The sequence below is a fragment of the Staphylococcus sp. 11262D007BW genome (assembly GCF_053547815.1).
Window position 1 is genome coordinate 1 of record NZ_JBPWPJ010000001.1, and the last position, 18,526, is coordinate 18,526.

Genomic DNA, 18,526 nt, shown 5'->3' on the forward strand with positions numbered 1-18,526 from the left:
GGAGAAGATAACCGTACGTTACAACAATGGGTTGATCGAATGTATGCGACGTATAATACGGCCTTTGTGCACGCTTTTGTAGACCAAAATGAGATTCATTTAACAGCACCTTCTGAATATTATGTGTGGGGAGCGGGTAAACAAGCTAATCCATACTTTTATCAGATTGAGGTCGTTCGTACATATCAATTTGATGATTTTGCAAGATCGATTAACAATCAGGCGTGGCTCACAGCATATATGTTGAAACAACGCGGATTGGCGCTCACGCTTGCAGATGATCAAAAAGGTGTAGGAACCGTAATCAGTCATGATGCCGTTAGACAATATTGGGGAGGTACAACACATGTAGATCCGCACGAATATTATGCAAGATGGGGATATGATATGCATCAATTTTTTGATTTAGTGAAATATCATTATCAAAATATGTAAGTTTATCAATTAATGGAGAATGAGACATAAAAAAAGAGGAGGGACGGTTGAATGATTTCGGTCGCACTCCTCAGAAAAGGTAATATGGTAAATAAATGTTTAAGCAGTATTAAATTTAATACGATAAGACGTTTTAGGATCGATGACATCGTAGTCGTACATTTTTAGGAAGTTAGTATGATTATAAATTTGATAATAGTGTTGAGAATATAACCATTCAGAAAAATCATCTTCAGAATCCCATAATGTCATAATCAAATAATAGTTATCTGGATGATTGGGTTTGAGTATTCTTAATGCTTTAAATCCTTCTACGTCATCGTTGTCTGATGCATCACAACAACATTGAGACTCTAGCACTGGCGCTTTTTCAGGATTTACTTTGATATAATTTAGTACACAATAAGTTTGAGGCTCTAATTCGCCAATGCTGCTTAATACCGTATATGTTTTTAATTCATTATTTTTATAAATAGTAATGTCTTGTTCTTCATTAATAACGTATAGCTTGTCGTGATGACATAGATTCATAATATCTACCTCCTTGTACAATATATATCTACCCCCCCTAATATGGTTTAATGGAGAAGTTTAATTTTTTTTCGAATAATATATATAGTTTATACAAAAAGGTGCTTAAATGTACCAAAAAAAGAGCTGATTACCATAGAGATAATCAGCTCTTTTGTGTGCGGATGGATTATTTGAATAAACCAGTGAAGAATTCTACAGCTTTTTTAATTAAGTCGATGATGAATGTCATGTGGACTCACCTCCTGTAGTTGATTTAATGTTATTATATATAGAATTTAAAATATATAGTCGTTTTATTCTCACTTTATTTATTTAACTGCGTAAGTGTGAAAAGTTAAGAACGAATCGTACAGTTAAGATGTGAGAATTGTATGATAAAGATTGGTTGATAAAAAATGTAGCACCACTACATTAAAGTATAAGCGCATTATTTCACTAAAGTGCTAAATTATGCTACAGTATTTCTTGTTGGAATTTAATTGGAAAAGAGGTCCTAGTCATGAAAATGTTAAAACTCTTTTTGAGTGCGACGTTGTTAAGTTTTGTGGGTTTTTGGATAGCAAGTTTCGTATTACATGACGTAGAAGTGCTACAAATTGTGGGTGCTTCTATTTTAATGGGCATTTTAATTACATGGACGTTTAATCCTATTTTACCGTTTAATTTTAGACGTCATGTAGAAGAAGAACGTCATTCGTTTTCTATATTAAAATAATGCAAGTTTAAGAGGTAGTCGATTGTGGTAAATGCCCACAACTACCTCTTTTTTTATTTCAAATTTTTAGTTTTGAACTTACTTTCTTTTTGTCTTATAAGTTTTTAATCGAATATTATATTAGTTTTACTCATATTGAAAATCAGAATATTTCATAATAGGAGGACTTTTTATGATGAATATACTCTCAGCGATTGGTTCAATCGGTACATTTATCATGGCGCTGTTTTACTTTGTCTCAGTGTCTATTCAACTCTATCAAATGAAAATGAGCTTTTTACCAGCTTTAGGATTTAACCAGATTTTAATGGTGCGCGATGGTGATCGTTTAACAGTTAGAAATACGATGAATCATCATAAAGCAGAATTTGGTGATGACTTTTTAATGTTATATAATCTAGGTGCTGGTGCAGCAAAACATATCGTTGCTGAAATCTACCTTAATGGTGGGGAATTATTGCAACGTAAATATATCAACATTTTGCCTAGTAAAGAAAGTTATTTACTTCCAATTAATAAAGATGTCATTGATGAATTAGATCGTACCATTGCGAACAATGCGTATGAAGCGGATTTACAAATTAAATTGAAATACAAACACAGTGTTAGCCGTAAAACACAAGTGATGACATTAAATAGCGAGATTTATTTATTTAACCAATACACTAAAGAATCGATTTATGAACTACAGTTCGTTTAATGTCGTTTATTTATTGAGGATTAACATGGTGTTAGGATGACTTTAGGGAGTGGGACAGTCACGCAATGTCCTGCTCTTTTTATATGATGATACTTTTATAAGAAAGCGATTGCATCATAGGATTGTTGTGTATTAACATATTTGTACATGCGACAAAAAGGTTGGGAGTGTGAAATCATTTTTTAGCGTCATCTCCTTGCCTTAGCGGAATTTAAAAGAAAAGAGGATGTCGAAATGAAGTATATGATTGGTGTTGATATTGGCACGACAAGTACGAAATCTGTACTTTATGATGAACATGGCCGCTTTATTACGAAACAGAGCGTTGGCTATGATTTACATACGCCGACGATTGATGTAGCGGAGGAAAATCCTGATACGTTATTTGAGGCTGTGTTAAAAACAGTTAAAGATGTCGTTCAAGTATCAGGTATCGCGAAAGAGAATATTAAATTTATTGCTTTTAGTGCGCAAATGCATAGTTTAATTGCGATGGACACTCAGAATGAACGTTTAACTGAAACCATTACATGGGCAGATAACCGAGCAAGTCATTATGCGCATCTGATTCAATCAGAATATCAGGGGCTTGAAATCTACAAGCGCACTGGTACACCGATTCATCCTATGTCTCCATTATCAAAAATATTTTGGATGAAACATGAACAACCTGATATTTACCGACAAACCGCACAGTTTGTGGATATTAAAACATACATATTTTATCAATTATTTGGACGATACGTGATGGATCATTCGATGGCTTCAGCAACAGGAATGTTTAATTTAGCGCAATTAGATTGGGATGAACAAGCATTACAATTATTAGGTATTGATCCTTCTCATCTCCCTGAATTGGTTCCAACGATCCACATTTTAACAGGGATGAAAGCACAATATGCTGACTTTATGGGCATTGATGCCGAAACGCCTATTATCGTAGGAGCAAGTGATGGGGTATTATCCAATTTAGGTGTTAACAGCTATAAAGAAGGTGAAATCGCTGCGACTATTGGAACATCAGGCGCAATTAGAACGGTGATCCCTCAGCCAAAGACAGACGAGAAAGGACGTATTTTCTGTTATGTATTAGATCGCGACCATTATGTCATTGGAGGGCCGGTGAATAATGGGGGCGTGATTTTGAGATGGTTGAGAGACGAATTGTGCGACTCAGAGGTGAATCAAGCACAAACATTAAAGAAAGACGCTTATGATGTGCTGGCGCAAATGGCAAACACAATCAAACCCGGCTCAGAAGGACTTATTTTTCATCCGTATTTTGTTGGAGAACGGGCCCCATTATGGAATGCTGATGCGAGAGGCTCGTTCTTTGGCTTAACGTTATCTCATACTAGAGCGCATCTGATTCGCGCGACGTTTGAAGGTATTTTATACAATTTATATACAGTTTATCTTGCTTTAACAGATGTTATGAAAGCCTCACCCGTTAATATTAAAGCCACAGGTGGTTTCGCCAATAGTCCATTTTGGCGCCAAATGATGGCTGATATTTTTAATATGGAGGTTGCTGTTCCTGAAAGTTACGAAAGTTCATGCCTAGGTGCGTGTGTGCTTGGACTTAAAGCACTTGGGGACATTGAAGACTTTTCAATTGTGGAAAACATGGTTGGTACGGTGAATGCGCATCAACCTGATCAAGAAGCAGCTCAAGTTTATCAACAACTTATTAACATATTTATCAACATTAGTGATGCACTAGCTGAGCCTTATACTCAAATTGCACGTTTTCAAAGAGATCATTGATGTGCGTGCTTGATTAAATGAATAGAGAAAGTAGGGGAACAACGTGATTGAAGAAATTTGGCCATTGATAAGTATCGTAATTGGTATCTTCATTTTACTTGCGCTCATTATCTTCTTAAAATTAAATACCTTTATCGCATTAATCATTACTGCGGTGATTACAGCGCTGTGTCTTGGCATGCCACTGCCACAAATTATGGAAACGATTGAAAATGGAATAGGAAGTACGCTAGGTCATATTGCGTTAATTTTTGGTTTAGGTGCCATTTTAGGTAAATTACTAGCTGATGGTGGCGGTGCAACGCGGATAGCGGATACGCTCATTGCAAAATTTGGCGCTAAACATGTGCAATGGGCTATGCTTGTTGCCGCTTTTGTTGTGGGCATCGCACTCTTTTTCGAAGTTGGTTTAGTATTATTAATTCCGCTTGTTTTTACTATTGCAAAACGTGCGAAAGTGTCTATTTTAAAACTGGGTTTGCCAATGGTGACGGCACTATCCGTGACGCATGGTTTCTTACCACCTCATCCAGGGCCTGTGGTGATTGCTAAAGAACTGAAAGCGAATATGGGTGAAGTCTTATTGTATGGTGCGATTATTGCCGTACCCGTAACGCTTATTGCAGGTCCATTATTTAATAAAATCGCACAAAAAATAACGCCAAGTGCTTACCAACGTGAAGGTGATATTACCTCGTTAGGTGCTCAAAAAACATTTACTGAGCAAGAAATGCCTAGCTTTGGTATCAGTTTACTGACAGCACTGCTTCCTGTCATTTTGATGTTAATCGCAACTATTTGCCAATTAATAACTGGTCATGACACACCTCAAAATGGGTTTGAACATATTATCTATTTCATTGGTACAGCTGGTACTGCGATGCTCATCTCAGTTATGTTTGCCATCTTTTCTATGGGCTTGATGAGAGGTCGAAAAATGACGGCCGTTATGGAGTCTGCCACAAATGCCATTTACCCTATCGGTATGATGTTGTTAATTATTGGTGGCGGGGGTGCTTTTAAACAAGTATTGATCGATGGAGGTGCAGGAGATACGATTGCGAGTCTATTTGAAGGCGCGCATATTTCGCCATTAATACTTGCGTGGTTAGTTGCAGCAGTGTTACGTATTGCACTCGGTTCAGCCACAGTGGCGGCTGTTTCCACAACTGGTATCGTACTACCGTTATTAGAGACGACAGATACCAATCTTGCCCTTGTTGTACTTGCGATTGGTGCTGGTAGTGTTATTCTCTCTCATGTGAATGACGCTGGTTTTTGGATGTTTAGAGAATACTTTGGACTCACTATCAAAGAGACCTTTTTAACATGGTCATTATTAGAAACGATTATTTCAGTATCAGGTATTATCTTTATTTTATTCATTAGTTTATTCGTATAAAAAGTCTAAAAAAGAAGAATTTAGTACTGACCCTTAAAATGGAATGCTTTATATTCCATTTTAAGGGTCTACTATTTTATCGTTTGTGGCTTTAAGATCTAAAGCGCTTTTGCATATATGAAAATAAGTTATTGATGCATGTGTGAGATATACCGTAATTGTGCATAAGCCATTTCAAGATACGGGATGTCTAAGTGATGATGTTGCGCGCGTTGATAAAGGTAACCTTGTATCGCTTCAACTTCCAAAGGTTGTTGATGAATGACATCATAGTACATACTTGTGCCCATTTGATCCGGATAACCTTGATAAATATCTATAATGTCGTCTATCAGTGTTGCTTTAAATGTAATACCTTCTTTTTGAGCGATCGTATACCCTTCTTCTAACAAGTGACGACATAGTGTATACATCATGTCATCTTTGAGCACTTTAGCAGTATCGCGACTAAGTGCCGTAATCGTATTAATACCTAAATTGACAAGTAATTTATACCAAATGGTTTGAGCGATATCATCTTCTAAACAAAGTGTTAAATCTGTTTGCGCTAATGCATGTGATAATTGTTCGGTCATCGTATTACGTTGTATGTGTAACCGTTGATCTCTATAGTGGGTCACATGTTGGCCTTCTTTTTGGCCACTAATATAAACCACCGCTTGTTCGACATGAGGATGGTCGATGGTCTGTAGTTGTCCGTATCCATTTTGGGCTAAGATGATCAGCGTTTGATCGTGCTTGATTTGAGAAAGGTACGGTAAAACATCTTTAAGTTGATACGTTTTCACAGTGATAAAAATAACGTCAAAACGCGTTTGAGTGTCTGCGAGTGCATGTACAGTCAATTGTGATTTTTCATGCGTTTGAAGTGATTCAAAGTGCAATTGAGCATCTTTACGTCCTAATAATGTAACAGAATCATGAGGTTTCAGTGCAACAGCCAAAGATGCACCGACTGCCCCAGGTCCAATAATGGCAATTTTAGTCATTTAATTTCTTCCTAACTTCATTTTTGTTTATAATATTTCATATATAGTATAACAAGAAAGGTGAAGTTAAGTGAAAACGTTACGTGATTTACAACAAATGAAACAAAATGGTGAAAAAATTTCGATGGTGACTGCCTATGATTATCCAAGTGCTAAACAAGTTGAACAAGCACAACTGGATATGATTTTAGTTGGAGATTCGTTAGGCATGACTGTATTAGGTTATGATAGTACCGTTGAAGTAACATTAGCGGATATGATTCATCACAGTCGTGCTGTACGACGTGGCGCACCACAAACGTTTGTCGTCGTAGATATGCCGTTTGGTACAGTAGGAGTCGACGCTAAGACAGATCTTCAAAATGCGATCGAGTTATATCAACAAAGCCAAGGCAATGCGTTAAAAGTCGAAGGTGCCCATTTAACAACATTTATTCAACAAGCAACAGCAGTAGGTATCCCGATTGTGGCACATTTAGGCTTAACCCCTCAAAGCGTTGGTGTGTTGGGATATAAAATGCAAGCAACAACTAAAGAAGCGGCACAACAATTAATTCAAGATGCGAAAGCCGTGGAACAAGCAGGAGCAGTAGCGCTTGTATTGGAAGCTATTCCAAGTGATCTTGCTAAAGCAATCAGTGAAACTGTATCCATTCCAGTCATTGGTATTGGCGCAGGGAAAGATACAGATGGCCAAGTGTTGGTATATCACGATTTATTAAATTATGGCGTTGATCATAAAGCAAAATTTGTGAAACAGTACGATGATTTCTCAATTGGTATTGCAGCATTAGAACAATATAATGGCGAAGTTAAAAGTGGCGCATTCCCTTCTGAAGCGCATACGTATAAAAAACAAATTATGAATGAGGTAGAAGAATGACAAAGGTAATTACAACCGTTAAAGCAATGCAGCAATTAATGAGTGACTATCGATTAAAAGGCCAAACAATCGGTTTTGTGCCGACTATGGGCGCATTACATGATGGTCACTTAACGATGATGAAACAGTCTATCGCAGAGAATGATATTACTGTTGCAAGTGTATTTGTGAACCCATTACAGTTTGGTCCAAATGAGGATTTTGATGCTTATCCAAGACAAATTGACAAAGACGTTGCAGCTGTTGAACCAATAGGCGTTGATTATGTTTTTCATCCAACAACAGAAGAAATGTATCCGAATCCTTTAAGTATTTATCTAAAAGTAGGGCGACTTGCTGACGTATTAGAAGGCGCGCAACGTCCAGGTCATTTTGAAGGCGTAGTTACAGTTGTAAATAAGTTATTTAACATCGTACAACCACACCGTGCTTATTTCGGTAAAAAAGATGCACAACAATTAGCGATTGTAGAAAAGCTAGTGGAAGATTTTAATCACCCTATTGAAATTCGTGGTGTGGATATCGTTAGAGAAGCAGATGGCCTTGCGAAAAGCTCACGCAACGTCTATTTGACCGAGACAGAACGCGAAGAAGCAGCGCATTTAAATCAAAGCCTTCAACTTGCGACACAATTATATGAGCAAGGTGAACGAGATTGTCAGGTATTGATTGAACGCATTCAAAATTATTTAAATGAACATGTGAGTGGGCATGTAGAAGAGGTAGCTGTTTACAGTTATCCAGAATTGCAAGAACAACGCATCATTGAAGGACGTATTTTTATTTCTTTAGCAGTTAAATTTTCAAAAGCACGTTTAATTGATAATGTGATTTTAGGTTAGATTTTTAGTGTTAAAGGGATTGAAAAAAGTAAATGAGTGCAGTATGATGTACCAAGTCAAAATAGATTTTGGAGATGAGTAATAAATGATTAGAACTATGATGAATGCGAAAATTCACCGCGCACGTGTCACAGAGTCCAATTTGAATTATGTGGGTAGCATTACCATTGATTCAGATATTTTAGATGCAGTAGATATCTTACCTAATGAAAAAGTAGCAATCGTTAATAACAATAACGGCGCACGTTTTGAAACGTATGTCATCGCAGGCGAACGAGGAAGCGGTAAAATTTGTTTAAATGGTGCAGCTTCTCGACTAGTAGAAGTAGGCGACGTCGTTATTATCATGACATATGCCCAACTCGATGAAACAGAACTCGCAACCCACTCCCCAAAAGTTGCAGTAATGAACGAAAACAACCAAATTGAACAAATGATCGCCGAAAAAGAAAACACAATCGTTTAAACAAAGTGTGGACGCTTACGAACACTTCGAACATAGTGAGTTAGCGTTCGTTATGCATGCGAGCGAATAGCGAGCAGGCGAACATTTCTTTAAGAGCAAAATCGAGCGCTGAACTCAAACCGTTCTTTGGTTTTAGTGAGGCGCTCTTTTTGTTGAGAGTTTTGCAGTGCGCAACCGGATTAAAACAAAGTGCGGAAGAAAGCGCTTTGGCCCCGAGCAAAATCGCCCAGGAAGCAGAAATTGCTTTCCAAATTTATGCGCCCTGGGCTTTTTGTTGAGGGGACAGCTTTCTGAAGCCGGATTAAACAAAGTGCGGACAATTGCGCCTAGGATTCGAAGTGATTACGTGCACTTTGAGCGAAGTAAATTAGTGCACGTTATGCATGCGAATAACAATGAGCAGGCGAACCTTTTCTTAAAAAGAAAATCGCTCTTTAATCTTTGCGCCTTGCGTAGTTCTGTTGAAATTTCTGCTTTCTGGAGCCAGATTAAACAAAGTGTGCCAATTATATATGCGCACCTTAATAAAGCGTCACATATGTTTTATCAAGTCTTCAAGATTCATTTTCGAATGAATGTTGAAGGCTTTTTTATGTTCTAACGAGGAATGGTATAACCTAATGAATAATCTCCATTAAATGTGTCATACTCATGTCAATTTATCATTTTGTTATCTTTTTAATTGTCATTACATTCATAATGTGACATACTTTTTATAAATGGTATAACATATTAATGGTGAGGTGCGATTATGACAAAATACATATATGCTTTCGATGAAGGTCAAAAAGATATGAAACATTTGCTTGGTGGTAAAGGGGCTAATTTATCTGAAATGAAACGACTTGGTTTACCAGTCCCAGATGGCTTTACCATCACAACAGAAGCGTGTATTGATTATTTAAATAGAGGAGAAACATTAGCCCAAGATGTATTAACACAATTGGATGAACAGCTTGAAGCTTTTTCACAACGTACGAAAAAAGCTTTCTCTTCTAAAGATGAGTTATTACTGGTTTCTGTACGAAGTGGTGCTAAAATTTCGATGCCAGGAATGATGGATACGATTCTGAATTTAGGATTAAATGACGAAAATGTTGAAAAACTCGCTCAAAAAACAGGCGATGCACGTTTTGCGTATGATTGTTATCGTCGTTTATTACAAATGTTTGGCGAAGTTGTTTATGGTATTCCGATGACAGCGTTTGACCGTATTTTCGATGACTTTAAACAACAGCATCAGTATCAACAAGATGCTGAGATTCCAGCAGATGGATTGAAAACAATTTGCGAGCAATATCATACAATCTATTTAGAGGAAGCACACAAACCGTTCCCACAAGATCCTAAACAGCAACTGCAAGAAGCGATTGAAGCCGTATTCAAATCATGGGATAACCATCGTGCTCGAGTATATCGTGAGTTAAATGATATTCCTCATGACATTGGTACTGCTGTAAATGTGCAAGAAATGGTCTTCGGAAACAGTGGGGATCGTAGTGGTACCGGGGTTGCTTTTACAAGAGATCCAGGAACAGGCGATCCGAAATTATTTGGTGAGTATTTATTAAATGCCCAAGGTGAAGACGTGGTCGCAGGTATACGTACACCTCAAGATATTGCGACGCTTAAGGAACAAATGCCACATGTACATGAACAGTTTGTTAATGTAGCACAAACGTTAGAACGTCACTATAAAGATATGCAAGATATTGAATTTACGATTGAAAATGAGCAGTTATACCTTTTACAAACACGTAATGGTAAGCGTACAGCCAAAGCTGCTGTAAATATTGCCGTAGATTTAGTGAATGAAGGTATTATTACGAAAAAAGAAGCGATGAGCAAGGTTGATGTTAAATCCATTGATACATTATTACATCCAACGTTTGAACCAGAAGCTTTAAAACAAGCAGAAGTTATTTCTCGTTCTGGTTTACCAGCAAGTCCAGGCGCAGCCACAGGACACATCGTCTTTTCTGCAGATGAGGCAAAAGAACGCGCGCAAAATGGAGAAAAAGTCATTTTAATGCGTCCAGAAACATCTCCGGAAGATATTGAAGGGATGATTTCAAGTGAAGCGATTGTTACGACACATGGAGGTATGACGTCTCATGCTGCTGTTGTCGCACGTGGTATGGGCAAATGTTGTGTCACAGGCTGTTCAGATGTCGACATTAATACCGTGACTAAAACTGTTTCATGTGGTGATCAAACGTTACATGAAAATGATATTATCTCTGTTGATGGCGCTAAGGGTGATTTATACCTTGGTAAAATTGAGACGACGAATGCTGAACAAAGTGATGCATTCGAGCAACTAATGCAGTGGACTGAAGAGATTGCGGCATTAAAAGTAAGAATGAACGCAGAAACACCACAAGATATTCAAGCGGGATATCAATTTAACGCAAAAGGAATTGGACTAGTACGTACAGAGCACATGTTTTTCGGGGCAGAACGTTTAGTTGAAATGAGACGATTTATATTGTCTGCAGAAGATAAAACACGTATTGAAGCGTTAAATCGCATTCGTGATTATCAAACAGAAGATTTTGAGCAGATTTTCCGTTTATCTGGTGAACATCCAACCATTGTTCGTTTGTTAGACCCACCATTACATGAATTTTTACCAAAATCTGAAGCAGAAATCACAGAAGTCTCTAAACAGTTGAATGTTTCTCAAGAGCAACTTGTTCAGCGAATAGAGGAGTTACATGAAACGAACCCTATGTTAGGTCATCGCGGTTGTCGCTTAGCGTTAACGTATCCAGAATTATATGTCATGCAAGTCGAAGCATTAATGAGCAGTGTCGGTCGTCTGCAAAATGAAGGCATTCAATGCCAACCTGAAATTATGATTCCGTTAGTCTCTACAGTCGAAGAATTAAACGTACTCAAAAAACAAATTGTCGATACAATTGACCGCTTAAGTAACAACGTGAATCAATCATTAAATTATTCAATTGGTACAATGATTGAAACGCCACGTGCTTGTATGGTGGCAGATCAGTTAGCTGAGGTATGTGATTTCTTTAGCTTTGGTACAAATGATTTAACACAATTAACATATGGTTTTTCACGCGACGATGCGGGTAAATTTATTAATAATTATTTGAATGATCATATTTTAGAAGCAGATCCTTTCCAAACGCTAGATAAAGATGGAGTAGGTCGTATGATTCAAACAGCTGTAGCGCTTGCGAAACGGCAAAATCCATCATTAAAAATTGGGGTATGTGGTGAATTAGGTGGCGATCCAAAATCCATTCACTTCTTCAATACATTGCCATTGGATTATGTGTCATGCTCGCCATTTAGAGTGCCTGGTGCGATGTTAGCTACTGCGCAAAGTGTGGTGGAAGGGGACGTATAACATGGGAGGAACGACATTTGAAAATATATATTTTATCTGATTCTTTAGGTGAGACTGCTCAACGCATGGTGCATGCGGTGATGAGTCAGTTTCCAGATATTGAACAAATCGAAGTGAAGAAGTTTTCATTTATTAAAAGTGAAGAAGAGCTTATTCGTGTATTAGATCTTGCGAAAGATCGCGGTGCTGTGGTAGTGACGACGCTTGCTTTAAAAGCGTATCAAGACATAGGGCGACAGTATGCTACAGACAAAGGAATTCCGTACGTGGATTATATGTCACCGCTAATGCAAATTGTCGAACAACAATCAGGGATCACACCGACTGATGAGCCTGGTATGATTCGTAAACTCGATGAAGAGTATTTTAAACGCATTGAAGCTATGGAGTATTCCGTTAAATATGACGATGGGAAGCATTTTACAGATATCGGAGAAGCGGATGCGCTGATAATAGGCGTCTCAAGAACATCGAAAACGCCATTAAGCATGTATCTAGCGAACAAAGGCTATAAGATTGCGAATATACCACTTGTGCCAGAAATTGCGATTCCGGATAGCGTCTATCAGCATCCACATTTAAAAGTGTTCGGCTTAACTGCAAGCCCAGAATATATTATGAATATACGTACAGAACGTGTAAAAACATTAGGTATTCAAGGGCAAGCAACCTATAATGAACTAGGACGTATTAAAGAAGAGTTAGCCTATGCAGAAGAAATTTTTGAAAAATTAGGGGCGACAGTCATCAATACGGAATATCGCTCTATTGAAGAGTCTGCCTTTTATATCGAAAAATTTTTATAAGCAATAATGAACAAAAAGGGTTGAGACATAAAGCATTAATGCTCTGGGAAACCGATTAACGGTGTCCCAAAAGCAGGATTTTCGGCAGAAAGTTCACGATTCGCCAAAATTTGAAAAACAATTTTAGCTTTTCGTTCACTTCTGCTCAAATCCTGAACGCTTTTGTCCCAACCTTTTTTCAATGATATTCCATTTAAGAATGCAAAAATGTGTATTATTTAATGCGACGTTGACGATTATTAGTGGTTGGTACTAAGAAGTATAGCACTGCAAAAATAATTACTGATATAAATGTAACGACTGCAGTGACTGTTGGACTTAGGCTAAATAATACAGAAGATAGTGCGCATAACGTACTTACAATAATAGCAATTAGATAAACAACCTCTTTAGCTTTTTGTGTCAATTTTCTCACCTCTTTATTCAATTTAATCATACCAAAACCTTCTAAATATTCAATATGATGATTTAAGGTTGTGTTCATTCTTACTAAAAAATTGTATACTATTGCTTGAGGATTTAGAGTGTGTTATATTTGCATCAATTAATTACATGCACTTTACCGCTTTAAAGTGAAAGGGGTGGACGGATTTGTCCGAGCAATCACAATGGAAAACATCGACAGGATTTATTCTTGCGAGTGCTGGTTCGGCGATTGGGCTTGGCGCGATGTGGAAGTTCCCGTACATGGCAGGATTGTACGGTGGCGGCGCGTTTTTACTGATGTTTCTAATCTTCACGATTATCATTGGCTTACCATTACTCGTGATGGAATTTACAATAGGTAAGGTTGGGCGTACTTATACAACTGAAATTTATGGGAAGTTAACAGGGAAAAAGTGGCTCAATATTATAGGTTGGAATGGTAATCTCGCTGTATTTGTATTATTTGGTTTTTATAGTGTTATTGGTGGATGGATTATTATTTATATTGGCATTGTTTTAATGCAGTTACTCCAAATACTCCCTCAAAGTTTAGCTAATATTCAATTTGAGACCATTATTAGCAATCCATTTTATACAATTATAGGACAAGCGATTTTTATAGGATTAACATGTATTATTGTCATGTTAGGTGTTGAAAAAGGGCTTGAAAAAGCTTCAAAGTTAATGATTCCGTTACTTTTTGTCTTTTTACTGATTATTGTTGTTAAAGCATTATCATTAGATGGCGCAATGGATGGTGTACGCTATTTACTACAACCGCGTACTTCTGAAATAACAATGGAGTCTATGTTATTTGCACTTGGTCAATCCTTTTTTGCACTGTCATTAGGTACGACAGGGATGATTACATATGCGAGTTATGCCCCTAAGGAAATGACCATTAAATCATCGGCATTGACAATTGTCATTATGAACATTTTTATATCTGTGTTAGCGGGACTTGCGATATTCCCAGCATTGAATGCATTTGGTTATGAACCTGAAGAAGGACCCGGCTTATTATTTAAAGTATTGCCGTTAGTGTTTGAAGAAATGCAATTTGGTACACTGTTTTATTTCATTTTCTTATTATTATTCTTATTTGCAGCATTAACTTCTTCAATTTCATTGTTGGAATTAAATGTATCAAACTTTACTAAAAATGATAATTCCAAACGTGTGAAAACGGCGATTATTATAAGTATTGCAGTCTTTATCATTAGTGTACCTGCGATGTTATCTTTTGGTGCACTAAGTGATTTCCAATTTGGTGCAGGTACGATATTTGATAATATGGACTTTTTAGTATCCAATATTTTAATGCCATTAGGTGCGCTGGCAACGACGTTAGTTGTCGGTCAATTATTGAATAAAAATGTACTCAAAAAAGGGTTCGGTTACGATCGAATGAGATTATTTTATCCGTGGTATTTCCTTGTAAAATATGTACTACCGTTAGTGATTTTAGTCGTGTTTATTTTACAACTTATTTAAACAAAAACGAGATTTGAGCTTTAAAAGTAGTTCAAATCTCGTTTTTTTATTATGACCATTGAAAGCGCCCTGTGATGACAAATTGATATAGTTGATGAATCATTTTTTGACTCAATTGTTTATCTTCAAGTGTTAATTCAATCCCATGTGCTTCCAAAATGTCTAAGCGTCCCATCCAAAAAATTACATCAAGTATATGATAAGGTGATGCAAATAATGGATGCGTCAGATGAGCCCATGTAAAAGTATACGTACTTACATGGGTCTGTGCACTTAACTGCCGATATAAATCTTGAAACGGTACTTTGAAGAAGTGAGTCGTAATAAAATCCCTTTGTTGCTGAGCCGTTTCGATATCATGCGCATTTGGCACAGTTAAATGAGCGCGTTGTATCACTTTTTGAAATTGTGTAGGAGGAAGGCGTTTGGCTTCAGTTTTGATATAAATATCACCTTCTGCCTCTGTAATCCCTAGTAAAATCGGTATATTGATTTGGTCATACTTTAATTCAGGTAAAATCGGTTGATAAAGCAACTCTAACCCTTTTGAAGGCCCATAAAGCGCTTGATGTTTGTCCATTAAGAATAAGATATCTTTACTAGATAAAGTCTCGAAAGAACGAGCGCCGAAGTATTGTGATTTTAATTGAGCGAAAGTTTGGGCTTTCTTGTCACCACAAGAGGGATCATCTGGTTGTAATACACCACTAAGTAAGATCGCGTTTTTAATCAAGGGACGAATCTGTGCATCTTGCAGTAAAGCTTGAATACTCATCGCCCCGGCAGACTGTCCCATGGGTGAAAGATGATTTGGGTCACCGCCAAAATGTGCAATATACTGATGAACCCATTTAATCGCACAAGCTTGGTCGGATAGACCGTTATTGCGATCCCATTCCGAATTAATGGCTGACCAATCTAAAAAGCCAAGCGCACCAAGTCGATAGTTTACGGTGACTACAATAACGTCTTCCTGTTTTACAATTTCATGAGGTTGGTATAAATCTTGTGAACTGTGCCCATTGATAAAACCACCACCATACAAATAAATTAAAACAGGTAAAGGTCCTTTAACCTCACGATGAGGACGCCAAATATTTAAATATAAGCAATGTTCATCTTGTTGGAACACTTTAGACGATGTGGAGAAAAAGGTTTCTAAAGAATTGGGTGGTTGAATTGGAATATGGCCCCATTCCGTTGCCTGAAAAGTCTGATGCCACGGTTCAACAGGACGGGCATGTTTAAAACGTAAATGATGAGTCGGTGGTTTGGCATAGGGAATGCCTTTAAACACATCATAAGTATCATGAGAAATACCCTGAATTTGACCTAAGGGTGTAGTTACAAAACACATGCAATCACCTTCTTTTTGGCTATATATTACAATTATAACGTATAGATCACCTATTTAAGATGTTATTTCAATGAAAGATGATTGAAACATCTACTGAAATACCATATAATTCTTATTAGTAAACTAAGTTTTCCGTGTTAGACAGGAGGCGCACCGGTGAAAAATTTTGATTTAATTGGACAAACGCCGCTCGTATTACTCGATCAATACAGTGACGAAAATGTCCAAATCTATGCGAAATTAGAAATGTATAATCCAGGTGGCAGTATTAAAGATAGATTAGCTAAATATATAGTCGAAAGTGCATTAGCACAAGGAGAACTTCGTGAAGGAGATACGTTAGTCGAAGCCACAGCAGGGAACACAGGTATTGGATTAGCATTAGTCGCAAATCATTACCAATTAGAATGTGTGATCTTTGCGCCAGAAGGATTTTCAGAAGAAAAAATTGATATTATGCGTGCGCTCGGTGCAACCGTCTTTCGTACTAAGAAAGATGATGGAATGGTTGGTGCGCGTGAAGCGGCTAAAGACTACGCCACAAAGCATCAGGCTTATTATACTAATCAATTTGAAACAAATGATAACCCTGAAGCGTACCGTGACACTTTAGCTGCAGATATTTTAAAAGAAGTACCAGACATCACGCATTTCGTTGCCGGAGCAGGTTCAGGAGGCACATTTTCTGGTGTAGCAGAAGTGTTAAGCCCTCAAAACATTAAATGTATCGTAGTAGAACCGACTGGCTCGATTTTAAGTGGTCAACCTAAGGGTAAACATGATACTGAAGGTATCGGTGTAGAAGAATGGCCTAAATTTTTAAATAAACAATGGATTCATAAAATTGAAGTCGTTGATGATGCTTTAGCATTTCAACACGTGAGAGATATTGCAAAACATGAAGGTATCTTAGCGGGGAGTTCGTCAGGAGCTGCTTTAGAAGGTGCTTTACGTGTCGCGCAACGTATTGAAAAAGGAAAAATTGTAGTGGTTTTTCCAGATAGCAGTGATCGATATATGTCTAAGAAAATATTTCAATATGGAGGGGAACAGAATGAATAAAAAAACAAGAATGGTACATGGTGGTCATACAACAGACCCTTATACAGGTGCAGTGACAACGCCAATTTATCAAACAAGTACGTATGAACAAGACGCTATTGGTGAACTTCGCCAAGGATATGAATATTCAAGAACAGCGAACCCAACACGTAGTTCGTTAGAGTCTGTTATTGCAGATTTAGAACATGGTCGTCATGGTTTTGCGTTTGGTTCAGGAATGGCTGCGATTAGTGCAGTGATTATGTTATTAGATCAAGGCGATCACATTATCGTTGGTTCAGATGTATACGGTGGTACGTATCGCGCGATGACTAAAGTATTTACGCGCTATGGTATTGAATTTGATTTCGTTAATACAACAGATGTAAAAAATATTGAAAATAAAATTAAAGATAATACAAAAATGGTCTTTATTGAAACACCATCTAACCCATTATTACGTGTGACAGATATCAAATCAGTGAGTGAATTAGCACACCAACATAAATTAATTACGGTCGTTGATAATACATTTATGACACCTTATTTCCAAACACCGCTGACACTTGGTGCAGATATTGTCGTACATTCAGCGACAAAATATATTGGCGGTCACAGTGACGTTGTTTCTGGTTTAGTGGCATTAAATGATGATGACTTAGCAGAACGTATCGGATTCATTCAAAACTCAACTGGTGGTGTCTTAGGACCACAAGACAGTTACTTACTTATTAGAGGTATTAAAACGCTAGGCTTACGTCTTGAACAAATTCAACGTAACGCAGAAGCGGTTGTAAAAATGTTGAATGAACATACGAATGTAGTGAAAGTGTATCATCCAAGTCAATCAGATCATTTAAACTATGACATCCATCATGCTCAAGCAGACGGTACACCAGGTATTGTCTCATTTGAAGTATCAGATGTTGAAAAAGCGAAAAAACTTGTGAAACAAACACAATATTTCACATTAGCTGAAAGTTTAGGTGCAGTAGAAAGTTTAATTTCAGTACCAAGCTTAATGACACATGCTTCTATTCCAGCAGATATACGTGCTAAAGAAGGCATTGCTGACGGACTTATCCGCTTATCTCTAGGTATTGAAGATACAGAAGATCTTGTAGAAGATTTAAAACAAGCATTAGATACACTTTAATATTAATAATTCAAAGCAGTCTTTTAGAATTTCTATTAGACTGCTTTTTGTTTTTATAGGGATAATATAATAATTAAGAAGAGTACAGTTGGATGCCTCAATTATAATTTGTAACCATAATGTTATACAAATAGCAT

General features: G+C 37.2%; 18 protein-coding genes and 1 pseudogene. 14 read left to right on the plus strand and 5 right to left on the minus strand.

Features of this window, described 5'->3' with window-relative positions:
- A pseudogene (locus ACEE93_RS00005) lies at window positions 1-435 on the plus strand (autolysin); the annotation flags it as partial.
- A 99-nt stretch (window positions 436-534) separates the two neighbouring features.
- Here the strand turns inward: ACEE93_RS00005 and ACEE93_RS00010 are convergent.
- Together ACEE93_RS00010 and ACEE93_RS00015 are read right to left on the minus strand one after the other, a co-directional pair.
- The gene (locus ACEE93_RS00010) at window positions 535-966 is read right to left on the minus strand and encodes an antibiotic biosynthesis monooxygenase family protein (protein ID WP_449154562.1); all 432 of its coding nucleotides are present in this window, start codon (window positions 964-966) and stop codon (window positions 535-537) included.
- Window positions 967-1,135: 169 nt separating this feature from the next.
- Complete coding sequence (locus ACEE93_RS00015; RefSeq protein WP_449154603.1) at window positions 1,136-1,198, minus strand: epsilon family phenol-soluble modulin; 63 nt, start codon at window positions 1,196-1,198, stop codon at window positions 1,136-1,138.
- Between the two features lie 270 nt (window positions 1,199-1,468).
- Here ACEE93_RS00015 and ACEE93_RS00020 point away from each other — a divergent pair, with 270 nt between their 5' ends.
- The 4 genes from ACEE93_RS00020 (at window position 1,469) to ACEE93_RS00035 (ending at window position 5,553) form a co-directional block, all read left to right on the plus strand.
- On the plus strand, window positions 1,469-1,684 hold the full coding sequence (locus ACEE93_RS00020; protein ID WP_449154563.1) for a hypothetical protein: 216 nt from the start codon (window positions 1,469-1,471) through the stop codon (window positions 1,682-1,684).
- Window positions 1,685-1,856: 172 nt separating this feature from the next.
- Window positions 1,857-2,384 (plus strand): hypothetical protein, encoded by a 528-nt coding sequence (locus ACEE93_RS00025; RefSeq protein WP_449154564.1) that lies wholly within the window; start codon window positions 1,857-1,859, stop codon window positions 2,382-2,384.
- A gap of 234 nt (window positions 2,385-2,618) precedes the next feature.
- Window positions 2,619-4,151 carry a gluconokinase gene (gntK, locus tag ACEE93_RS00030; RefSeq protein ID WP_449154565.1) on the plus strand — a complete coding sequence of 511 codons (1,533 nt, stop codon included), beginning with the start codon at window positions 2,619-2,621 and terminating at the stop codon, window positions 4,149-4,151.
- Between the two features lie 43 nt (window positions 4,152-4,194).
- The gene (locus ACEE93_RS00035) at window positions 4,195-5,553 is read left to right on the plus strand and encodes a gluconate:H+ symporter (RefSeq protein WP_449154566.1); all 1,359 of its coding nucleotides are present in this window, start codon (window positions 4,195-4,197) and stop codon (window positions 5,551-5,553) included.
- Window positions 5,554-5,681: 128 nt separating this feature from the next.
- Here the strand turns inward: ACEE93_RS00035 and ACEE93_RS00040 are convergent, their stop codons facing one another.
- Window positions 5,682-6,542 carry an oxidoreductase gene (locus ACEE93_RS00040; protein ID WP_449154567.1) on the minus strand — a complete coding sequence of 287 codons (861 nt, stop codon included), beginning with the start codon at window positions 6,540-6,542 and terminating at the stop codon, window positions 5,682-5,684.
- 70 nt (window positions 6,543-6,612) lie between these two features.
- On the opposite strand from ACEE93_RS00040, the gene panB reads away from it, so the two are divergent.
- The 6 genes from panB to ACEE93_RS00070 all read left to right on the plus strand — a co-directional run bounded on the left by panB (window position 6,613) and on the right by ACEE93_RS00070 (window position 12,915).
- A complete protein-coding gene (gene panB / locus ACEE93_RS00045) occupies window positions 6,613-7,425 on the plus strand; it encodes a 3-methyl-2-oxobutanoate hydroxymethyltransferase (protein WP_449154568.1) in 813 nt (270 codons plus the stop codon).
- On the plus strand, window positions 7,422-8,267 hold the full coding sequence (panC, locus tag ACEE93_RS00050; protein WP_449154569.1) for a pantoate--beta-alanine ligase: 846 nt from the start codon (window positions 7,422-7,424) through the stop codon (window positions 8,265-8,267). Before panB ends, panC begins: the two co-directional genes overlap by 4 nt.
- Before the next feature lie 85 nt (window positions 8,268-8,352).
- Entirely contained in the window at window positions 8,353-8,733 is a 381-nt protein-coding gene (gene panD, locus ACEE93_RS00055; RefSeq protein ID WP_449154570.1) for an aspartate 1-decarboxylase, read from the plus strand.
- A gap of 56 nt (window positions 8,734-8,789) precedes the next feature.
- Window positions 8,790-9,011 carry a hypothetical protein gene (locus ACEE93_RS00060; protein WP_449156321.1) on the plus strand — a complete coding sequence of 74 codons (222 nt, stop codon included), beginning with the start codon at window positions 8,790-8,792 and terminating at the stop codon, window positions 9,009-9,011.
- Between the two features lie 473 nt (window positions 9,012-9,484).
- On the plus strand, window positions 9,485-12,109 hold the full coding sequence (gene ppdK / locus ACEE93_RS00065) for a pyruvate, phosphate dikinase (RefSeq protein ID WP_449156322.1): 2,625 nt from the start codon (window positions 9,485-9,487) through the stop codon (window positions 12,107-12,109).
- Window positions 12,106-12,915 carry a pyruvate, water dikinase regulatory protein gene (locus ACEE93_RS00070; RefSeq protein WP_449154604.1) on the plus strand — a complete coding sequence of 270 codons (810 nt, stop codon included), beginning with the start codon at window positions 12,106-12,108 and terminating at the stop codon, window positions 12,913-12,915. The genes ppdK and ACEE93_RS00070 overlap by 4 nt, the downstream gene beginning before the upstream one ends.
- A 214-nt stretch (window positions 12,916-13,129) precedes the next feature.
- Here ACEE93_RS00070 and ACEE93_RS00075 read toward each other — a convergent pair whose 3' ends face one another.
- Window positions 13,130-13,351: a hypothetical protein gene (locus ACEE93_RS00075; protein WP_449154572.1), complete on the minus strand. Its 222-nt coding sequence runs from the start codon at window positions 13,349-13,351 to the stop codon at window positions 13,130-13,132.
- Between the two features lie 155 nt (window positions 13,352-13,506).
- Between ACEE93_RS00075 and ACEE93_RS00080 the strand changes: the two genes are divergently transcribed.
- Window positions 13,507-14,835: a sodium-dependent transporter gene (locus ACEE93_RS00080; RefSeq protein WP_449154573.1), complete on the plus strand. Its 1,329-nt coding sequence runs from the start codon at window positions 13,507-13,509 to the stop codon at window positions 14,833-14,835.
- Between the two features lie 49 nt (window positions 14,836-14,884).
- Here the strand turns inward: ACEE93_RS00080 and ACEE93_RS00085 are convergent, their stop codons facing one another.
- Window positions 14,885-16,192 carry a carboxylesterase family protein gene (locus ACEE93_RS00085; RefSeq protein WP_449154574.1) on the minus strand — a complete coding sequence of 436 codons (1,308 nt, stop codon included), beginning with the start codon at window positions 16,190-16,192 and terminating at the stop codon, window positions 14,885-14,887.
- A 156-nt stretch (window positions 16,193-16,348) separates the two neighbouring features.
- On the opposite strand from ACEE93_RS00085, the gene ACEE93_RS00090 reads away from it, so the two are divergent.
- Both ACEE93_RS00090 and ACEE93_RS00095 read left to right on the plus strand, forming a co-directional pair.
- Window positions 16,349-17,254 carry a PLP-dependent cysteine synthase family protein gene (locus tag ACEE93_RS00090; RefSeq protein WP_449156323.1) on the plus strand — a complete coding sequence of 302 codons (906 nt, stop codon included), beginning with the start codon at window positions 16,349-16,351 and terminating at the stop codon, window positions 17,252-17,254.
- Window positions 17,247-18,389, plus strand: a complete 1,143-nt coding sequence (locus ACEE93_RS00095) for a bifunctional cystathionine gamma-lyase/homocysteine desulfhydrase (protein WP_449154576.1) — start codon at window positions 17,247-17,249, stop codon at window positions 18,387-18,389. The genes ACEE93_RS00090 and ACEE93_RS00095 overlap by 8 nt, the downstream gene beginning before the upstream one ends.
- The last annotated feature ends 137 nt before the right edge of the window (window positions 18,390-18,526 follow it).